Source organism: Pseudanabaena cinerea FACHB-1277 (assembly GCF_014696345.1).
Classification (GTDB): domain Bacteria; phylum Cyanobacteriota; class Cyanobacteriia; order Pseudanabaenales; family Pseudanabaenaceae; genus Pseudanabaena; species Pseudanabaena cinerea.
In genome coordinates this window covers 23,068-43,291 of the sequence record NZ_JACJPY010000022.1, presented here as the reverse complement: position 1 = coordinate 43,291, position 20,224 = coordinate 23,068, and the positions used below count along the sequence as shown (strand labels likewise).

Annotated in this window: 19 protein-coding genes and 2 pseudogenes; all 21 read right to left on the bottom strand. The window is 37.6% G+C overall.

Annotated elements, in window-relative coordinates; translation table 11 throughout:
- On the bottom strand, window positions 1–1,182 hold the full coding sequence (locus H6F44_RS09135; RefSeq protein WP_190350641.1) for a glycosyltransferase: 1,182 nt from the start codon (window positions 1,180–1,182) through the stop codon (window positions 1–3).
- 13 nt (window positions 1,183–1,195) lie between these two features.
- Entirely contained in the window at window positions 1,196–2,377 is a 1,182-nt protein-coding gene (locus H6F44_RS09130) for a glycosyltransferase family protein (protein WP_190350640.1), read from the bottom strand.
- Between the two features lie 24 nt (window positions 2,378–2,401).
- The gene (locus H6F44_RS09125; RefSeq protein WP_190350639.1) at window positions 2,402–3,142 is read right to left on the bottom strand and encodes an FkbM family methyltransferase; all 741 of its coding nucleotides are present in this window, start codon (window positions 3,140–3,142) and stop codon (window positions 2,402–2,404) included.
- Between the two features lie 29 nt (window positions 3,143–3,171).
- Window positions 3,172–3,930, bottom strand: coding sequence for a Uma2 family endonuclease (locus H6F44_RS09120; RefSeq protein WP_190350638.1), 759 nt, complete (start codon window positions 3,928–3,930; stop codon window positions 3,172–3,174).
- 48 nt (window positions 3,931–3,978) lie between these two features.
- The gene (locus H6F44_RS09115) at window positions 3,979–5,034 is read right to left on the bottom strand and encodes an NAD-dependent epimerase/dehydratase family protein (RefSeq protein WP_190350637.1); all 1,056 of its coding nucleotides are present in this window, start codon (window positions 5,032–5,034) and stop codon (window positions 3,979–3,981) included.
- A 113-nt stretch (window positions 5,035–5,147) separates the two neighbouring features.
- Window positions 5,148–6,248, bottom strand: coding sequence for a glycosyltransferase family 61 protein (locus H6F44_RS09110; RefSeq protein ID WP_190350636.1), 1,101 nt, complete (start codon window positions 6,246–6,248; stop codon window positions 5,148–5,150).
- Window positions 6,249–6,271: 23 nt separating this feature from the next.
- Entirely contained in the window at window positions 6,272–7,219 is a 948-nt protein-coding gene (locus tag H6F44_RS09105; protein ID WP_190350635.1) for a glycosyltransferase family 2 protein, read from the bottom strand.
- 761 nt (window positions 7,220–7,980) lie between these two features.
- Window positions 7,981–8,271, bottom strand: a pseudogene (locus H6F44_RS09100) (DUF3782 domain-containing protein); the annotation flags it as partial.
- Between the two features lie 32 nt (window positions 8,272–8,303).
- Window positions 8,304–8,729, bottom strand: a complete 426-nt coding sequence (locus H6F44_RS09095) for a DUF29 domain-containing protein (protein ID WP_190350657.1) — start codon at window positions 8,727–8,729, stop codon at window positions 8,304–8,306.
- Between the two features lie 45 nt (window positions 8,730–8,774).
- Window positions 8,775–8,975 (bottom strand): annotated as a pseudogene (locus tag H6F44_RS23990) (CmcI family methyltransferase); the annotation flags it as partial.
- A gap of 2 nt (window positions 8,976–8,977) precedes the next feature.
- Window positions 8,978–9,583: a DUF3782 domain-containing protein gene (locus H6F44_RS09085; protein ID WP_190350633.1), complete on the bottom strand. Its 606-nt coding sequence runs from the start codon at window positions 9,581–9,583 to the stop codon at window positions 8,978–8,980.
- 45 nt (window positions 9,584–9,628) lie between these two features.
- Window positions 9,629–10,333: a cephalosporin hydroxylase family protein gene (locus tag H6F44_RS09080; RefSeq protein WP_199302056.1), complete on the bottom strand. Its 705-nt coding sequence runs from the start codon at window positions 10,331–10,333 to the stop codon at window positions 9,629–9,631.
- The gene (locus H6F44_RS09075) at window positions 10,326–11,393 is read right to left on the bottom strand and encodes a class I SAM-dependent methyltransferase (protein ID WP_190350631.1); all 1,068 of its coding nucleotides are present in this window, start codon (window positions 11,391–11,393) and stop codon (window positions 10,326–10,328) included. The genes H6F44_RS09080 and H6F44_RS09075 overlap by 8 nt, the downstream gene beginning before the upstream one ends.
- A complete protein-coding gene (locus H6F44_RS09070; protein ID WP_190350630.1) occupies window positions 11,390–12,223 on the bottom strand; it encodes an NAD-dependent epimerase/dehydratase family protein in 834 nt (277 codons plus the stop codon). The genes H6F44_RS09075 and H6F44_RS09070 overlap by 4 nt, the downstream gene beginning before the upstream one ends.
- A gap of 165 nt (window positions 12,224–12,388) precedes the next feature.
- Entirely contained in the window at window positions 12,389–12,829 is a 441-nt protein-coding gene (locus H6F44_RS09065; protein ID WP_190350629.1) for a DUF29 domain-containing protein, read from the bottom strand.
- Window positions 12,830–13,094: 265 nt separating this feature from the next.
- Window positions 13,095–14,765, bottom strand: a complete 1,671-nt coding sequence (locus tag H6F44_RS09060) for a glycosyltransferase family 2 protein (RefSeq protein WP_190350628.1) — start codon at window positions 14,763–14,765, stop codon at window positions 13,095–13,097.
- A 28-nt stretch (window positions 14,766–14,793) separates the two neighbouring features.
- Window positions 14,794–15,336 (bottom strand): dTDP-4-dehydrorhamnose 3,5-epimerase, encoded by a 543-nt coding sequence (rfbC, locus tag H6F44_RS09055; RefSeq protein WP_190350627.1) that lies wholly within the window; start codon window positions 15,334–15,336, stop codon window positions 14,794–14,796.
- A complete protein-coding gene (locus H6F44_RS09050; RefSeq protein ID WP_190350626.1) occupies window positions 15,333–16,568 on the bottom strand; it encodes a class I SAM-dependent methyltransferase in 1,236 nt (411 codons plus the stop codon). Before H6F44_RS09050 ends, rfbC begins: the two co-directional genes overlap by 4 nt.
- A 90-nt stretch (window positions 16,569–16,658) precedes the next feature.
- Complete coding sequence (rfbG, locus tag H6F44_RS09045) at window positions 16,659–17,744, bottom strand: CDP-glucose 4,6-dehydratase (RefSeq protein ID WP_190350625.1); 1,086 nt, start codon at window positions 17,742–17,744, stop codon at window positions 16,659–16,661.
- Window positions 17,738–18,505 carry a glucose-1-phosphate cytidylyltransferase gene (gene rfbF / locus H6F44_RS09040; RefSeq protein WP_190350624.1) on the bottom strand — a complete coding sequence of 256 codons (768 nt, stop codon included), beginning with the start codon at window positions 18,503–18,505 and terminating at the stop codon, window positions 17,738–17,740. Before rfbF ends, rfbG begins: the two co-directional genes overlap by 7 nt.
- Window positions 18,502–19,785, bottom strand: coding sequence for an ABC transporter ATP-binding protein (locus tag H6F44_RS09035; protein ID WP_199302055.1), 1,284 nt, complete (start codon window positions 19,783–19,785; stop codon window positions 18,502–18,504). Before H6F44_RS09035 ends, rfbF begins: the two co-directional genes overlap by 4 nt.
- Window positions 19,786–20,224: the final 439 nt, after the last annotated feature.

The window sequence follows — 20,224 nt, the reverse complement described above, 5'->3', positions numbered from 1 at the left end:
TTATTGCAAAATATTTTGCATAGATTCTAAAAACTGATTTTGGATAATAACAGGATTAAATTCATTTTGAGACGCAAATTTTGCTTCTTGAGAATAATGTTTTAGTAGATTGGGTTGCTGTTGTAAATTTTCTAAGGCTGTAACCAATGTTTTTGGATCTTTATCAGTTATACAAACAGCGCGATCGCCTGTTTTACCCCACTTAATCGCCGAACAATACTCAGGACCCCAAATAACTATCGGTTTACCAAACTGAGCATACTCAGGCAACTTAGAAGGAAAACTAGTTTCCATACGTTTCTGCAAATTTGGATCAAAGCTCATCACTACTAAAAAAGCATCAGCGCTAATTGACCAGTTATTTAAATCCTTACGAGGTGCAAAGTCAAGCCACAAGTTGCGATCGCGCATTTCCTGCTTAAACTCTGTTGTCCAGTTAGGATTAGATCCACGCACCTCTACTCGTACTTTAGAGTTACTTTTAGTTAAGTTTAATAAGTTCCCTAAATCATCAGCATAGTCATATAAGTTGCCAAAATATATAACTTTTAAAAACTCAACTGGATTAGTTTTTTGACTAGCAGTAAACGGAGCAACATTATTAAGATGTTCGGGTATAGGGTAAAGAACGCTACTGTTATTATGCTCTCCTAAGGCTTCCTGCATACCTTCGGAAACGCAAAGTGTTAAATCAGATTTTAGATAGAGTTGTCTAAACCTTTGTAATAACAAAGATTTTAATGGTCTATGAATATTAGGAATATCTGGCCACCAGTCATGAAAAATAGATACTAAAGGCAGTTTATATTTTTGGGCAAAACTTTGAGCCGCCCAGCATCCATCACCATGAGCAACAGTTAAAACAATGCTATTTTGAATATCCTTTGTGTATAGCTTTTGAGCATCATTTACGATATTAAGCCAACTCTTTCCTTGATCTAAAACCTGTAAATCATAGCTAAGTCGATGAAATCTTGTATATTCTAGCCTTCTAATTAACCTAGTTTGCCATCTATCCTTAACAGAATTTGTAAATTGATAAGGGTTAGATATTACACTTACTTCCCAATCAGTCAAATTACTTAAATGACGATGTAAAATTACTTGACCTGCGCTTGTTAACTCAGGAGCAACTGAAGATATGACTATTATTTGAGGCTTTACAAAAGCAATATCTGTCATTGTTTAGTTATTATTAAGCTAAATTTAGTAATTGACTAGCATAACTCCAATGCTCTCGCATCTTATCTACACTCAAATCAATTTGAGCTACATTGTAAGCATTGGCTAAAACTTTTTGCCTGATGACAGGATCTTTGAGCTTAGAAATAGCTGCTGCAAGATCTGCTTTGTTAGTACTAGTAGCTAGAACTGCTGCACCATAATCACTTAAGAAACTAACCATAGCTGAATCTTCAGCACCAATTACTAAAGTTGGGATGCCACTTCCAACACACTCAGACATTTTAGTAGCTATATTAAAATAGGACATGTTATAAACATCTTCGCTGAATCCAATGGGAATAACTACTCCATCATATTTTCTAATTTCTAAGGCGACTAGTTTGGGTGATATAGGCTTACAAATATTTACTCCTGCTATTTGTAACCCAATAGGTACAGATGCTTGATTATTAGTAAATATATCTAAGCTTATTACATTTTCTTCAATGAGAGGAGCTAGAGATTCAAGAGCATCTTTTTGCCAGATACTAATGCTACCGAAATATGCTAGAGATAATTTCTCATTATGATCGATTACTCTATGAAATGGCTCAGATACATATTCACATGGAGAAAATAATACTTGGCTATCTATGCCAAACTTTTGTTTGTAGAATTTCTGTAAATTGGGACTGATTACAAATACTTGTTCTGCTTTTTGTAGATGTTCTCGCATTAATTGTTCGTGATCATATTGGTAAATCCAACTGCCGTTCTGCCATTTAACTAAGTGATCATCCATTACCCAAGTCACATAGGGTACATTGAGCAATTTGTTAATTTTTTGAACGACATAGAGACTAAATTCACCTTGAGGGCATACTAGCATTTTAGTAGAGCTAGTTATAGTCCTTTGTTGAATTAATTGATGTGCAATTCGATAACTATGGATTTTTCTGAGTAAATTATTTTTAAATATTTTGTAAGCTAATGTGCAACCAAGAATTTTACTAAGCCATTGTCTAAATTTACCAAAGGGAAAAATAATATAGTGGTCTATTTTATCTAAACTTATCTCTGGTTCATTGTCATAGTTTACTACTTTGACAAAACCGTCAAACTTATCTAGTTCTTTACCTAAAATTCGATGTAAAGTGAGCCCCCCCCCATGAATTGCTTCAGCACACATTTCAGACAAAAAAATAGTTGTCATAAATATCTACTCTTACTCTACTGATTATAAATCTTGGCAAAATAGTGCATCCGCTTGTAATAAATCTCCATCTGCTCCTCTAAAACCATCAGAAACTGTCAATAGTTTAAAGCCTTGGTCGTGCAAATAATCGTATACCTCTTGAAAAACTGGAGCATTCTCGTATAAGCGACGGAATGATACTTCAGTAAATATCATCTTCGTCCGTTTTAATGTTTGTTCTGCTCCCTTAAGAGCCATTAGCTCTGCACCTTGGATATCAATTTTTAGTAAATCAATGGTTTCTTTCCAGTGAATTTCTTGAAGTATATTGTCAAGTGTCCTTACTTTACAATCAATTGTCTGATTAACTTCTAAATTTAAAATAGAATTGACATTATCTATGTCTCTCTTAACTTCTAGTAACGAAGAGCTATAGTCCCAGTTTAGAACTTCCATTTTTTGAGTTCTCTCACTATCGGCGATCGCACATTCATAAATCACAAATTGAGGGTCTGCAAATTTTTGCTTCAGTTGATCGCATAGGATAGGTTGAGGCTCAATTAACAGTCCTTTTTTGATACCATAAACTATTTGCAAAGATTGGGTAAATGTTCCTCTTGAAGCACCAATATCAATTACTGATAAAGGAGTTTTTTTATCTTCAATGTATTGAAGAATGCAAGCGGGGACTCCAAATCTACTGTAGGGAATTAGATAGTGGTGTAAGACTTTTTCTCTCAACAATAAAGAAAAAGACTGTTTTAAGCTTTTTAAGGTTTTCATATTATGCTGCAAATAAATTTTATGATTTGTTAGGAAATCTCTAAACCCCGATCCAAAAGCAATTGTTTTAACCTTGCTAGTTCTGACTCAGCCGTATCAGCCCTTTGTTTTTGGAGTTCTTCTGGTGTGGGTAGCCACTCATGATTTTGATCATACCAGCGTAACCATAGCCGATTAATACCTTGATATTCTCCTTGCCATAGCCCCAAACCTAGACCAGCTTCTTCTAACCATACGCCCAAACCTTCTATGGGTAACGGTTGATAGCGGTTCATGACTAAACCAAAACATTGAAACTGATTGGTATAGCGGTTATAGACAAAGTAGTAGGGGATACGCAACATCTGTTCATAAACAGTCCATTTGTTAGGCGGTTTATTAATTTCGCGTAAATTATTGCCGAGGTCTTCATTTTCTGTACCAGGAGAAATTAGTTCAACAACAATAAAGGGAGCATTGCCCTCCTGCCATGTCACAAAACTTAAGCGTAAACCCGAATCATCATAAAAGCGCGGCACACCTAATACCGCAAACCAGTCTGGACGTTTGTACCATTGTGGATGCCTAGGATCGTAGTATAAGTTGAGATCGCTGGCAGTAAAGAAATTATCATCTGGATAGGTGGGTGGGCGAAAAGTAATGCGTAATAGTTCAGGCTGTAACAAATGAAATTCGTCAGGCAATCCAGGCTCCTCAGGATTTTCGCTGGGCAGATCGTACATAGTTGGCAATGCCTCTTGGGGGGGCAAAGGTTCATAGATTGGTCTATTACCCTGATTCTGATACATTACCAACTCGTTCCCGCAACTTGCATGATTTTACACATTTCACATTTTCTATGCTAATAAACGCTTTTGCCAAGACATAACAATCTGTTGAATAGTTTCTTCAAGAGAAATAGTGATATCCCAATTAGGATAGTGCGATCGCATTTTTCTTAAATCTGAATAGTAGCAAATATGATCGCCGATACGGTTTTCATCAAGGTAAATATATTGCATTGCCTTACCACTATATTTTTCGGCTAGTTTAAAAGCCTCTAAGATAGAGCAGCTATTCGCCTTACCACCACCAAGATTATAGACTTCAGCAATACGCGGTGCATTGATAAATGACTCGATAAATTTAGCTACATCTAGAGAGTGAATGTTATCTCTTACCTGTTTGCCTTTATAGCCAAATATTTTGTACTCCTTGCCCTCTAGGTTGCACTTGACCAGATAGCTCAAAAAACCATGTAGTTCCACACCTGAATGATTGGGACCAGTCAGACAACCTCCACGCAGACAACAGGTAGGGATATTAAAATAACGCCCATACTCCTGCACCATGATATCGGCGGCAACCTTAGACGCACCAAATAGAGAATGCTTGGATTGGTCAATGCTGTAAGTTTCTGGTATGCCCTCTGCATACTCAGGATCGTCATAATCCCATCGGGTGTCTAACTCTTTGAGGGCGATCGTGTTAGGGCGATCTCCATATACCTTATTGGTGGACATATGCACAAAAGCAGACTCTGGACAAAACTGCCTTGCTGCTTCTAATAGATTTAATGTACCGACAGCATTGGTATCAAAATCATCAAAGGGGATTGCCGCCGCGCGATCGTGGCTAGGCTGGGCGGCAGTATGCACGATCGCATCAGGACGCACGTTTTCAATTAATTTAAGAATACCTTGGCGATCGCGAATATCTAGCTCATGATGCACAAAATCCTTAATTTGTGACTGCAATCTTTGCTGATTCCATCGCGTATCACCTTGAGTACCAAAAAATACGGCTCTTTGGTTATTATCAACACCATGAATCTGCCAGCCTTGGTTCGCAAAATAAATACAAACCTCTGAACCAATCAATCCAGACGAACCTGTAACTAAAAGTTTTTTCATAAGTAGTTAATTAAAGTCTTAATATGCAATATAGTTTTATCGACTACTTAGATGATCTTTTTGCCTAAGTCATATCAATCATTATATAAGTGATTAATTAAGGTATGACAAAACTAAGAAAGACTTTTTATCCAATCACAGAGTTTTGCAGGTTCAAGATTCATATCAGATAATGTAAGATCAGATGATAAATCAGCATCTAATCTAGTAAATTTATGTCCAAGTTGTTTTGCCAAAATAGCATAGCAAGGTGGTATAGAAGCAGAAAGTGGACTGATCTCTGCTGTTGAGATGTTGTTTGGAGCAAATATCATATGTATCATTCCAGCTCCATGAGGACCCACGATTGCTTCTGCATTAGCAAAAAGTTGTATCTGCTCAACTAAGGATAAATGCTCACAATGTATGATATCAAATCTAAATTCATTTAGTATAGGTTCTAGTACTACTTCATTTACAACTCTTCTACAACCAGCTAACTTTCGCGAAATATAAATTCTATGTTTTTTGATCCCAACATCTTTTATTTTGAAAAACCTCTTAAGCCTATTTGATACAACCTGTAAAGGATATGCTGAACTCATGCCAGTAACTCCAATAGGATTTGCAAACCAAAGCCTTTCTACTTTTGTATCTAAACCATTAGATTGTATCTCTAACCTATCTAAATCAATTCCATAAGCTTGTAGCGATTCTAATTGATAGTTATGGGGATTTTCTTGAATTAGGAATTTTGTATCACTAGGAAGGTGCGGTAAAACAAACTCAAGTCGAGGTAAAACATCGTAGAACCAATGATAAAACTCTTTCGACCATAGGGATAATAAAGAATAGATATTTCCCTTTAAATAACGTTTTCTAGCAAAATAGCGACGATATGCAGGATTTTCTAATAAGTATGGTAAATGCCAGTTTCCTTCATAACATACCTGTCCGTCTGGCAATTGAACTAAACCATCGGCATCTTTAATAATCGCATTTTTAATTAAAACCAAAGCCTGTGGACGGCATAGTACATCATAATGAATATCAAAATGTGATTTTGCTAATGGATCTTCTATTACATAGGGCTCAACTTCACATAAAACTGGTGGATAGGTCTCAATAGTATCTAAACCTCTTTTTTTTGCCCACGCTATAACATCCATGCATATTTGAGGCTTGGCACCATAATATATTTTGCCTAGAAGCTTTTTAATAATTTTTTTTTGCATATATTTTTTAAATTTATTCCTCTTTATAGTTTACACAGTATAGTCTGAAGAATACGATAAACTCTACGAAAATATGGATATAGTAACTTTGGTGTTATTGACGCGATAAACGATACAAGACTATTTCTAGTGTGAGGTAAAAGACGATAAAAGACAAAAAATGATGTAATTTTAATAAACAATAACATTTTTTGATTAAGTGCTAAATGCTTATAGCTTGAGTTAATAAATACGTCACTAGATGCTGATATTGTATAACTGAGTGTTGGGTATTTAGCATGAAATTGTGATAAACCAAGCCTCTTAACAAGAGTTTCTAATCCCTCATTTTCTCTGCTTTCTCTTCTTAAAGAAACATTCTTTAGTGTTTTTACTTTTCCTAAAAATGCCATTGCAGCAATCATCAGTAAGTCTGCTCCTAGTGTGTTTCTCATGGATATGCTAAGTATTTGCTCTCTATTCATTACTCCATAAAAAACACCATTATCAGTTACCTGATCGTAATATCTAATCACCCTGTCATATCTATCATTCTGTTCCAAGTTAATGTGTTTACCTTCTCCTAAATATTTGTTGCCAACAAAGTAACTTACAGTGCCAGAGACTAATGAATAACCAAGATTTAGACTCAGAATACCTATACATTCTTCTATGTACATCGAAGAAATCCAATCATCGTCACCTAACCACATAAAGTACTCTCCTTTAGCGAATTCTAGAACAGTATTAAAATTATTGGCTGCCCCCAAATTTTTTTCTTGACGAATGTAAGTTATTCTTTGATCGAGATTACAGAATTTTTCACATATAGATTGAGTTTCGTCGGTAGAAGCATTATCAGAGATAATTAGTTCTATATTGCTATAAGTCTGTTGTAATACAGATTCAATAGCTTTAACTAACGTAGCTGCTCTATTATAAGTTGGAATACCAACACTAACTAGAGGCTGTTTTTCATTGTTAATAGGCATCTGAATTAAAAAATCACGTAAAAAATTTTATGGCAACAACCTTAACTAAGTCTCCTGATTCCAAACTAGACATGGTTTCTGCCCATTTACTATAGTCCTTCCATATCATTTTTAAGTTACATCTTCTGGATTAATACCCAAAGACCTCAAGCGATCGCTAAGTCTTTGGCGCATAGATAGCTCTTGTTGTATACCAACCCAGTCAGTGGTTTTGAATACTGTTTTGTCATTAAATGTGACGCAGATGCCGGCACTGGTTCCGCCCAGTGAGGAAGTAAAAGCCAAGCATAGCAAGGGTTATGGTTTTAATTAAAAGAATCTTGTATGGCAGTAACCTAACACAAAAACAGGGTGTACAGGCACTTTTTGCTCAAAAACCACGTTAACCAGCTTTGACAACAGATTCCTACACTCCTTGCTGAATAAGACTTTCTGCTCCTCATTGGGCGGAACCAGTGCCCAGATGCCGAAATTGGTAGCAATCACCATTGATTCTGGTACTAGACTATCTAGTCCTAATGTTCTCATAAAGCATCGGAGCAAGTATTGCTTTACTAGCCTATGAATTGGCTATCTGGGAAAAAATAATCACAGTTGGGCTGATCAGCAAGCACAACTGTAAAAATCATCTATGTAAAGCAGTGTTTCCATAATTTCAGTATTGCCCTCTCTGTGTTTGATCAAAGTTTTATCAAAACGTTTGTCGATCGCCTTAACCTACCAGACCCTTGGCTAAAATTTAAGATCATTAAGAATAACCATTCTGAGCCATTAACAACTAACAGATCGATCTCAATGCCTTCATCCCCGTCTTGAACAGAAATATTAGCCGATAATTCCCTAACCGCAATGCCTCTCTCTTGAAATAGATGCACTGCGGCAGGACGGACTTGCCCTTCAGCAAATTCTCCTAGTCGATTACCCAGTTTGCCAATTTGCTCATTAACCTGCTGGATTTGTCTATCGGTTTTTTGACTTTGCTCCTGAAGCAATCTTTTTGTTTCTTTCTGCAATTGGATCAATTCGCCTAATAGTTGCCAAACCTCATTAATAGTTAGTTGTAGCCACCATAAAACTTTCGTTTCTAATTTAAGCTGATATCTCGTTCCAAAATCTCACTAACACTATATTGACATGCTTTAGGAAATGTTAAGCCAGTCTCCCCAAAAGCATCATCACAAGCTACGCCATACATTTTATTTAGCCATAGCTCAGTCAAATAACGTTTTAAACTGGGACTATCTTCTAAATACAAAGCAATATTTTTGCGCTCCCGTTGAATCGTTCCCACCCAACTTTTAGATCTTTTTTGTGGTTGATAGTCCCACTTCAGCAAATGATGCACAATCAAACGCATGCTGCTTAATAAGCGATCACGCTCCCGTTTTGACAAATCGCGCACCTCGTCAACTAAATTTGCAATATCTAACTCCGAAAACCGACCTGACTCCAACAAATCTGCCATCTTTTCTGCCCAGAGTCCATAGTCCTGTTCATACAAAGTTTTGATCATAACTTATAAGTTTCTATAAGAAGGTGAATCTAATTTTGAGTCTTACTGTTGATTATATCCTACATCCAAGCTGTGGCTATTCAAGTCAGAGATATGACACTTCACTCGCTTCAAATAGCCATCTGGCACAACTGTAATTAGGATCTTGTGCTGAATGCTCTTATCAATCTCAAACTCTGGATGATTTTTGAGGTATTCCCAGACTGCGGGTTTCAGGTTATTGCCCACACTCCAAGGGCGATCGCCTAAACTTGCCAGTTTTTGGGACGAAAGTCTAAAGGTGTATCTAGTTCAAACACTTCATCATGAATACTAGCAACATATATCCCCTCCTTGAGAGTGCGTTCTTTCATTGTAGATGACAGGTCAACAGCAGCAAGGATACCATATAGTTTTTTGTGCTGGTGTTCAGGGAAAAAGACGGGAAATCTTTCTAGTAGGTTTTTTAACTGTTCGATAGCTTCATCCCTTGCATGGCTTTTGACTTCCACAATATAGGCTGTGTTGATATCACCATTAGCATAGGCAAGTACATCAATTTCTAGGTGCTGCCCTTGTTTACTGGCACGCACACTGGGGCTGATGATCTCCATGCCAAAGCGATCGCGCAAGATTGTTTCCATTGAAGGCAAAGCTAAACCTTCAGTAAAACTACCAAACTTTTTACCTAATCCACCAATTTGTTTTCCTAGTTCTTTAATTTGGCGATCGGTATCTTGTTTGCTTTGATTGAGTATGCGGTCAGTTTCTTGAAACTTGCGGTCAGTTTCTTGAAACTTGCGGTCGGTTTCTTTTTGAGATTGGACAAGTTCTCCGAGGAGCTGCCAAACTTCTTGGGGGGTAGTAGTCATGATCTTTTAATTTTTTGATTGCGCTATGTGGTGTTATATCTTAAATTAATAGACCCTCTTCAAATAGCCATCTGGCGCAACCGTAATCAGGAGTTTGTGCTGAATGCTCTTGTCAATTTCAAACTCTGGATGGGCCTTGAGGTATTCCCAGACTGCGGTTTTCGGATTATTGCCCACACCCCAAGGGCGATCGCCAAACATATCATCAGGTAAGTCTTCGATCACAGTATCAAACACCACACAATAACTACCCACAGAGGTTAATGGCGCATATGCCTCTAGCTCTGCTAGCACATGATCATGAGTGTGGTTGCTATCCAGACACACCAAAATCTTTTGCTTGCCTGCTGCCTTTGCCTTCACCTGCTCGATAACTTCAGGGGCAATACTTGATCCTTGGATCATGGAAATCCGCTTAAACATCGGGTGTGCTTCAATGGCTTCGCGATTGTGGGCGCGAATATCAATATCTAGCCCCAATACTTCAGCATCTTGGCAACCGCCACAAATTGCATTTAGCTCAAGAATCGAAGCTGAAAAAATCAACGATCCACCGTGAGCAATACCAGTTTCAATAATTAGATCTGGCTGTACTTTCCAGATCAATTCTTGCATTGCCACCATATCCTGCGGATATTGAATAATAGGGCGACCAAGCCAAGAATAGTTGTAGGAATACTTGGGCTCGATAGAAGCAGTTAAGAAAGAGCTTGCTATAGCTGCCAACTTAGAATCGTCAGATTTATTCATTATCAATGCTCACGTAATTAAAAAGATATTTGGACGTTTTTTTGATTTCTTCTAAATAATTAGAGTTCATAACAAAAATAGTTGACTTGTCAGGAAGCAAATCAAATATTTTATCAGGAGAACTTACTTTAATTCCTGTAGAAGGAAGATATTTGTTTTGTTTAGCTGGATTAATGTCTATAACCACATCTACGAAATGGCCTATTCGAGACTTAAGTAAAGCAAAAATCACACCCTTTGAAGCTCCTCCCCAAATAGCTGCTTTAGCTTGTTCTACTATTTGATAATCTGTTAATTTTCTCAGAAAATCAGTTGGGAAATATACACTACTTGAATTGTCAAATTTAGGGATTTGTAGGCTTGATAATTCTGCTACAACATAGATGTATTGATTGCCAAACAGCTTGCCACTATCTATTACTTCACTAAACATGTGATAGAAATCTGATATTCGGAAATAGTTTACATGCTCGTAAAAAATATCAAACCAAGCGCGGTGACGGCATATCCAGTCAAAGCAGGGAACTTCAATGTATACTTTCCCATGCCCTCCATTAGCGTCTCTTAATTGAAAAAGGAAATCAATAGGATTTTGAATGTGTTCAAGAACATGGCGCAGAATTATACCTTTACTTTGAATACCAACATCTGATGTAAAATATCTTTTTTCTATAACAGGATTTGAACCTTCGTAAGTCGGATCAAATCCAATTACTTGAAATCCTTCTTTGAAGAGCATTTCTAAAAAGAAACCTTTACCACAGCCAACTTCTACTATCTCTTCTTTACCTATAGTACTTTCGATAATTGATAGAACACTGCTAAGATGTTGTTGAAACAAGGGACTAACGGCTTGTTCGTTTTGATAACGCTGATCGTATACCATTAACTCAGGGATGAAGCTCTCATTATAAACTAGTCCTGTTTCAAGGTTTTCGATTAGACAAACGTCTCCTTTTGGGCAGTTTTTAGCTTCTATTTCTGAGTCATACATCCGATTTTGAAAAATTGGCAACTGCTCAACTTTATATAGAATCCGATGTTTTGAGTTTTGTCTCATCTTGTTATTCTTCCTCTCACACCTACTACGCAGGGCGGATCAATTAGATTATCTGGTCTAGATCCAAACTTAAGTAAATCTCTTCTATTAAAATGATCGGCGATTTTTTCAGCTAGTTGTCGCACTGTCACTGGTATGCCTGAACATATATTGGTTGCTCCTTGATGAGAACCTAACGCTTCTTCTGCAATCATTCTAGCCGCATCCTGAACATTCAAAAAATCTCGGATTTGCTCGCCGCTAGTTAATTCAGCTATTTCTCCATTACTTAACTGTTGCTTAAGATAAGGAACAAATCTTCTATAATCTTCTCCTTCACCATAAAGATAAAATAAACGACACCACACAAATTCAACTTTTGAAATTGATAAAATCTGTGTTAAAAGTTGAAATGCTGAAGCCTTAGAAGCTGCATAAATAGTTTTTGGCTTTAAAGGAGTATCAACACTTAGCAAACATTGATCAAGATCGTATTCAAAACAAGTACCAATTCCTATAAATCTCTTACCACCTGCTAGGGAAAATGCTTGAGCTAAGTTAAGTGTACCAGTTAGGCAATCTATATTTAAAGAAGAAGTTAGATATTTACCAGGTTCAGCATACCAAGCTAGATGGATTAGTATTTCCACATCTTTTAAGATTTCTGTTAAAAGCTCAATCTTTTCATGAAATAGATTTTCTACTTCTATTACTTTAATATTTACTTGATATTGATCTGCAATTTGAGGCTTTCTAGTAAGGATTTTTATATTATGATCTCCTTGAGATAAATATTTTAGTACTTGCCGCCCAACAAATCCAGTAGCACCAGTAATTGCAATACTAGTCATGATATTAAAGTTTGCCTGATAAAAAGCGATCGCCCCAACCATTACGCGCTGCGTCAGTGGCATAGCCCACCTCTAGCTCAGTTATGGAAGGTTTGGTGTAATAGATGCGTGGTTTAGTCATCAAAATTTGACCAAGAAACTTCAAAAAGGATACTCTTATCAAGATTATTCTGGCAAATAATCGGGATTAAGCACATCATCAGACTTGAATGGGCAAACTTCAGGGAATATATTGATGTCTATTCCCGTTTCCCGTGAAACCACCAAGCGAGCATCTTGATAGCATTCTTCATACACATTTTCAAAATAACGCCTAAGGCTAGGACTTTTCTTAAAAATTTTGTTTAGGCGTAATGAGTGTTCGGTAATTGAAGCTCTCCAGCTATTCGTCCTTTTTTGCGGTTGGTACTTCCACTTTAATAGATGTTGAAAAACTCGCATAAGATTACTTTCTAAAGCATCTTTGCGATTGTTGCCCATATCCTCTATTTCTTCTACTAAGTTATCGACATCCAACTGAGCAAACCCCCTCTCTTTAAGCAGAGTAAGATTTTTTTCTAGCCAGAGATTAAAATCTGACTGGTATAAAGAACTTAAGGTACTCATTGCGACTTTGTAAAAGTGTTCTGACACAAAACTAACATATTTATTGGTGAGTAGCTTAGCCTGATTAAAATCTAAAACCAGCGATCGCCCCAACCATTACGCGCCGCATCAGTGGAATAGCCCACTTCTATTTCCGTAATTGAAGGTTTTGTATAATAAATATATGTGAGGCTTTGTCATGGGATATTTCTTAGATAGAGCGTTACAGTTTAGGGGAGAGTGAGGCTACGGCTAATAAGTTCATTGAGTGTTGTGCTTAATCTATTTAATCTAATATTTCAGTAAGTACTGATATATTTTTAATCTGCTTAAGCGGCAGTTTGCCTGACTCTTGATGATAAATATTTATTTGATTGAGTATATTTTGATTTTCATGAGTCATTAAAATAATCCCATGCAAACTAGCAGCAATCTCTAGCCACTCAGATTGACTAAAATTTTCTAATATAGAAATAGATGGCTCAGTATCTTCACTGAACTGTAAGTCTTCATCTAATACTATTTGAATTAATATATCAGAGATGATCTCATCAACCTTTTGCAAGTCACTTTGGTCGTCAACGTAAATTAAAAGACTAATTTGTTTGCTTAATGGATGCGTAACAATAGTTTTAATTATAGAAGTTAGCTCGAAAATAATTAAATCTGCTGATACTTGCCAATCAGGGAAAATTGCTAGATTGATTTTTCTTAGGTTTAAGGTGTTTAAGATGCTTTTATGATTCTCAGTTTCATTAGTATGTAATAAGTCCCGACAAACATCTAAAAACGATTCATTACTTGGCAATACTGATTGCGCTAATTTTGAAGCTTGAAGGACGTTCGTTACATTTGCTTGCTTACAATTTATTACTAATCCAATAAAGCCTGACTCTCTCTCAACTATTCCTTGATGGGACACAAAAACTTTATTTTGAGTAAGCTTTGGAGGTATTTTTAACTTAGTCAAGGAGATATTATGCTTTTCAGCTAAAGCCTTGATATATTCAAATGTTCTTTCATAGGTAGAATTATTGCGATTAATTTGATCTGCGATAGATTGAAGGAGGTTAAAAATATTTAGTTGAATAGTTTGGTCTTCAGGGAAAAACTTATCTTTAGCGTGCAGTAGTACATTTGCAATTGATATTTCAAGATTGTCAGTAGGTATTAATTGTGAATGAGGATTATTAAAGTCATCTTCTTTAACCTCTGCTAAAAACTGGTTAACCTGTGTACTTGATTCTTTAATTTCCCTGTAAGCAAAAGAAGATCCTGTACTATGATGCGAAGCTCCAGCTATAGATAAAGGACGAACAGAAAAGAAATAAGATTCTAAAAACCAAGCATTGACAATGCCAGAGTAAACGTCAGGACAGGAAGAAAGAAAATATTGTCCGCAGTGAGATTTAATCGAATTAATAATACTTTTGTGGACAAAAGAGTTATATAACATTGGCAAGTTAGTATAACTAGCTAAGCCTTCGTAAACTTGCCCTAAAACAAATTTAGAATCTAAAATAGAAACAGATTGATTTAGTTCTAAAGATAATTGATCGCGCCGCCATGGAGCAATAAAGGTAGACCAAGTGTATAGACTTGGTTGCCAGGAAATAGTTTTAAATTCGTATGAATTTATAAGACTTTCGCACAATGCAAATGCATCGGGAATAAAAGCATCGTCATCGCCTAATATTGAGACATATTCTCCAGTGGCATAGGATAGTCCTAACTCCCAGTTCTCCGTCATTGAGAGTCTTTGTGGAGAACGATAGTAAGCAACTCGCGCATCATTAAACGAAGCCACAACTTCCGCAGTTTCAGGACTACTAAAGTTATCCATTACAATTAATTCTAAATCTTTAAAGTCTTGATCTAAAATGCTTGCCATTGCATAGACTAAAGTGTCATGTCTTTGACGGGTTGGAATAACTATAGAGAGCAGTGGATGGGACATAAATTAATTATTTAATTATCTATTTAGCTCAAAAGCTCGTTTCTTGAAAAGAAGGATACTGCTGATCCTTAGCAGAAATTATTAAATCTTCAGTCAAAAGCCAATCAATGGATAATACTGGATCATCCCATCGGATTCCTTTTGCTGATTCGGGATGGAAGAATTCAGCCATTTGATAAAAGACTTCGGTGTTGTCTTCTAGGGTCTGAAAGCCATGGGCAAAGCCTTCAGGGATATAGAGCATTTGGTGATTGGTGGCACTTAGTTCTACGGCAATCCAGTTTTTAAAGGTGTCAGAATTGGGACGGAGATCCACAATTACATCATAGATTTTGCCTTGGGTGCATCTTACTAATTTGGCTTCTTCGTGGGGCGCAGTTTGATAGTGCATTCCCCGCAATGTTCCTTTCTTAAGGTTGAAAGAAATATTACATTGGACTAAGTTAGGATTTAAGCCCCGATCGCTAAATTCTTGTTGACACCACGATCGCGCAAAGAAACCACGGTGATCAATAATTGGTTCTATTTTGAGCACATAGGCTCCCTTGAGCTTAGTTTCGAGGAACTTCATCCTAAAACCTCAACCTCTGGGATCGGCACAATAAAATGTCCGCCCCACTCACGAATATAACTAAGCTGTTCTTGAATTTCGTCTTTGAGATTCCAAGGCAAAATCAGAACATAATCGGGTTTGGTGACTTTGATTTGATCGGGGGCATGAATAGGGATATGCGTACCAGGGAGAAATAGTCCTTGTTTATGGGGGCTGCGATCGCAGGTATATTCTAAAAAGTCTGTCCGAATGCCGCAGTAATTTAAGAGAGTATTACCCTTAGCAGGAGCACCATAGCCAACTATGGTTTTACCTTGACGCTTAATCTCGATTAAGAAGTTTAATAATTTGTGCTTAGTGGCGATCGCACGATCTCCAAATTCTAAATAGGTTTTTACTTGATCTAAACCTGCATCTTTTTCTTTTGCTTGCAAAGCAATTAAGCGATCGCTAATCGCCAACTCACTGTTGTCCTGATGTTTAGCATAGATTCGTAGAGATCCTCCATGGGTAGGCAACTCTTCCACATCAAATAGAGTTAAGCCGTGAGCAGTAAAGATTTGCGAAACTGTCAGCAAAGAGAGATAGGAGAAGTGCTCATGGTAAATTGTATCAAACTGATTTTGCTGCATCAGTTGCAATACATGGGGAAATTCCATCGTAATTATGCCATCAGGCTTTAAGACAATCTGCATCCCTGCGACAAAATCGTTAATATCTGGAACATGGGCTAAGACATTATTGCCCAATAGCAAATCGGCTTGTTTACCCTGACTAACTAGCTCCTGAGCAGTTGCCACCCCGAAAAACTTAACTACAGTACTAATTCCCTTGGCGATCGCCACTTTCGCCACATTTGCCGCAGGCTCTATTCCTAAAACAGGAATCTGTTGATTTTGGAAATATTGCAGTAAATAACCATCATTACTGGCGATCTCCATAACTTGACTGGATTGATTAAATCCAAACCGTTCAATCATTAAGTTGGCATACTGGTGACAATGCTTAAGCCAGCTATCGGAATAGGAAGAAAAATAAGCATAATCGCTAAATATATGATCAGGAGACTCAAATTCTTCTAGCTGTACTAACAAACAGCGATCGCACACATAAGCATGGAGTGGATAAAACCTTTCGGCTTTATTTAACTGTTCTGACTTCAAATAGGAGTTTGACAAAGGCGACATACCCAAATCAACAAAGGTATGTTTTAGCTCAGTCTTACAAAAGCGGCATTGATGATAGGACATAAATAATCATAAATAAAATCATAAATAATTTTTCGACACAAAAAACTAAGATAGATAGCTAATAATGACATGCAAAAGCGCAAATTTTAATTAAACTTGTTGCCTAGAAATTTTCATAAATTCAATAATTTGATTAGTCGTAAATTCCCTCATATTAGCAGCAGCTTTCCAAGCCTTTGCCCAGTCAACTACCCAACTTAAAGCAGTTGTAACATCTAACTTTGGTTGCCAATTCAAATAGTGCTTAGCCTTCGCGCAGTCGAGTTTAAGATAATGCGCTTCATGGGGTTGATTTTGGATCTCTTGAATCCAATCGGCGCGATCACCCCACAACCTTGCCATTTCCGCCACAATCCAGCCCACTGGCTTCGCATCATAATCATTAGAGCCAAAGTTCCAAGCACCACCATACTTAACCCCATCCTCATACAAGTTTACGGCTAAGCTTAAATAGCCAGATAAAGGCTCTAAAACGTGCTGCCAAGGTCGAATTGCTTGGGGATAACGAATAACTACTTTTTGATCATTATGCCAAGCTTTAACAATGTCTGGAATGAGGCGATCACTTGCCCAGTCACCGCCACCAATTACATTGCCTGCCCTAACTGAGGCAACACCTACACCATGCTGAGTATAGGTGCTTGGGTTAAAAAAAGAATTACGATAGGCTGCTGTGACTAGCTCGGCACACCCTTTACTACTGCTATAGGGATCATAGCCGCCCATTGGCTCTGATTCCCGATATCCCCATAGCCATTCTTGATTTTCATAACACTTATCAGAAGTGACAATGATTACAGCTTTAACATGACCAACCTGTCTGACTGCTTCCAACACATTCACAGTTCCCATGATATTAGTAGCATAGGTTGTCACAGGATTTTTATAGGATTCCCTTACCAAAGATTGGGCAGCCATATGGATCACAATCTCAGGCTGGGCTGCTTGGATCGCTTGAGTCAACTGCTCCAAATTACAAACATCGGCAATAGTCGAAGTTAGGCGATCACCCTTAACTAGCTCAAACAAGTTCGGTTCTGTCGGCACTGACAAACTATAACCAAACACCTTAGCGCCTAGCAATTCCAGCCATAAACACAACCAAGATCCTTTGAAACCCGTATGTCCTGTGACAAAAACTGTTTTATCTTGCCAAAAATTTTCTAATCTTACCATACTTTCCAAGGAGCCTTACTTTCATGCCACAGACTTTCTAGATAGCTTTTATCCCGTAAGGTATCCATAGCCTGCCAAAATCCATAGTGTTGAAAGGCTGCTAATTGATTTTTGTTAGCAATAATCGGCAGCGTATTTGATTCCCAACTAGTTTGATCGCCTTCAATCAAGTCAAAAACATCAGGTTCTAAAACGAAGTAACCGCCATTGATCCAACTGCCATCACCTTGCGGCTTTTCTTGGAAATTTAATACGGCATTATCCACAATATTAATATTGCCATAGCGCCCAGGTGGTTGCACTGCAGTTACTGTTGCCATGCGTTGTTCTCTATGGTGTAGTTTAACTAATGCACTAATATCCAGATTGCTCACCCCATCGCCATAGGTGAAACAGAAAGTTTCTTGACCAACATAGTCGCGAACTCTCTTTAATCTGCCACCTGTTAACGTATCTTCGCCAGTATCTACCAAAGTTACGCGCCAAGGCTCTGCTTTCTTGTGATGCACCTCCATTTGATTTGACTGCATATCAAACGTAACATCAGACATATGTAAAAAGTAATTGGCAAAGTATTCTTTAATTACATAGCCTTTGTAGCCACAGCAAATCACAAAGTCTTGAATTCCATGGAAAGAGTAAGTTTTCATGATGTGCCACAAAATTGGCTTGCCACCAATTTCTACCATTGGCTTAGGCTTTAAGTGCGTTTCTTCGCTTAGCCTCGTACCTAATCCCCCTGCCAAAATTACTGCTTTCATGACACCTTCACTAAGTTCCAATTCAGTTGAGGACGAACTACCCCTGGTACTCGTCCTACGTATCCATGCGATCGCCCTACACCATCAAGAGCATCCTTGATATTAAAAGAGAGAATATTCTGTTCATAAAAATGAATTCTAACTCCTGACTCAAAGGAACTTATAGCTAAACCTACAAAGTATGCACCCTCGTTAAGGAAATTCATAGGTAAAACACATTCAGCTTCATAAATTCCCATAGGCAATATTTCTATTTTCTCTACAGAAGTAATAAAAGCACAGGTTCCATCGGCTGTATAGAAATGAAAGTTAGGCAAAAACTTGTAATTACTATCTTGAAGTATTTGGTACTTAAGAACAATCTTTGCATTTTCATTAATAGAAATTTCAGGCGTGATTTCACCACTACTATTGACGATACAACCTGATAGCATTCTGACATATTCATCACCAACGGGGCGATCTCTTTCTGCATAAGTTACAGACGCTGGCGAGAAATTACCATCACTTGCATAGTAATTCATTACTATGTCAGACACATTCCCTTGGGAAACTATTTTCCCTTTCTCCAAAAGAACTGCTTTTGAGCAGAGAGATGTAATGGTTGGCATACTGTGACTCACAAAAATAACTGTGCGACCTTCGCCACTTACATCTTTCATCTTACCTAGACACTTCTTTTGAAATTGGGCATCGCCAACTGCCAGCACTTCATCTACGATCAGAATCTCTGGTTCTAGGTGTGCAGCTACTGCAAACGCTAGACGTACATACATACCTGATGAATAGCGTTTAACTGGGGTATCTAAGAATTTTTCAACCTCTGCAAAGGTCACAATTTCATCAAATTTTCTTTTGATTTCTATTTGCTCCATCCCCAGCACAGCACCATTTAGGAATACATTTTCTCTTCCCGTTAGTTCAGGATGAAATCCTGTCCCCACTTCTAATAGGCTCGATACCCTGCCCTTTATGGAGATTTTGCCTGATGTGGGCTCGGTGATGCGACTGAGAATTTTTAAAAGAGTAGATTTTCCTGCACCATTACGTCCGATGATGCCAACGCGATCGCCCTGCTTAATCTCAAACGACACATCCTTAAGCGCCCAAAACTCCTCAAAAGCCTCATCCTGCTTCTGAGCGTGACGATTAAAAAAATTACCAAGCCCCTTAACTTTGTCGGAAAGAACATCGCGCAAAGCTGTATAGCGCTCCTGCTTCTGATGCCCAATCATATACTTCTTGCTTAGATTTTCAACACGGATCACCGAATCAGACATAGTTTGTCGCTTGTATTGGCTGTATAGTCTAGTATTTTATGGATGGTAAGAATATTACTTCTAAATGCTTATGTTGAGAATGATATCAGTATTACATCCTAGTTGCCAATTTTCTTTTCTGTTGGCTATAGTCCTTTCATAACTAAGAAATAGCACAACTACTATCAGTGCCTAGGTTGAAGATCATTAGGAGTATCAATTACAAATATTTCGTCATGAATACGGGCTACATACAATCCTTCCTTGAGGATGCGTTCCTTATCCACCAATTTGTTTTCCTAGTTCTTTGATTTGGCGATCAACTTCTTGCCTACTTTGCTTGGGTATGCCATCAATTTCTTGAAACTTGCGCTCGGTTTCCTTTTGTGCCTAGACAAGTTCTCCGATGAGTTGCCAAACTTCTTGGGGGATAGTGGTCATAATCTTGTAACTGATTGTG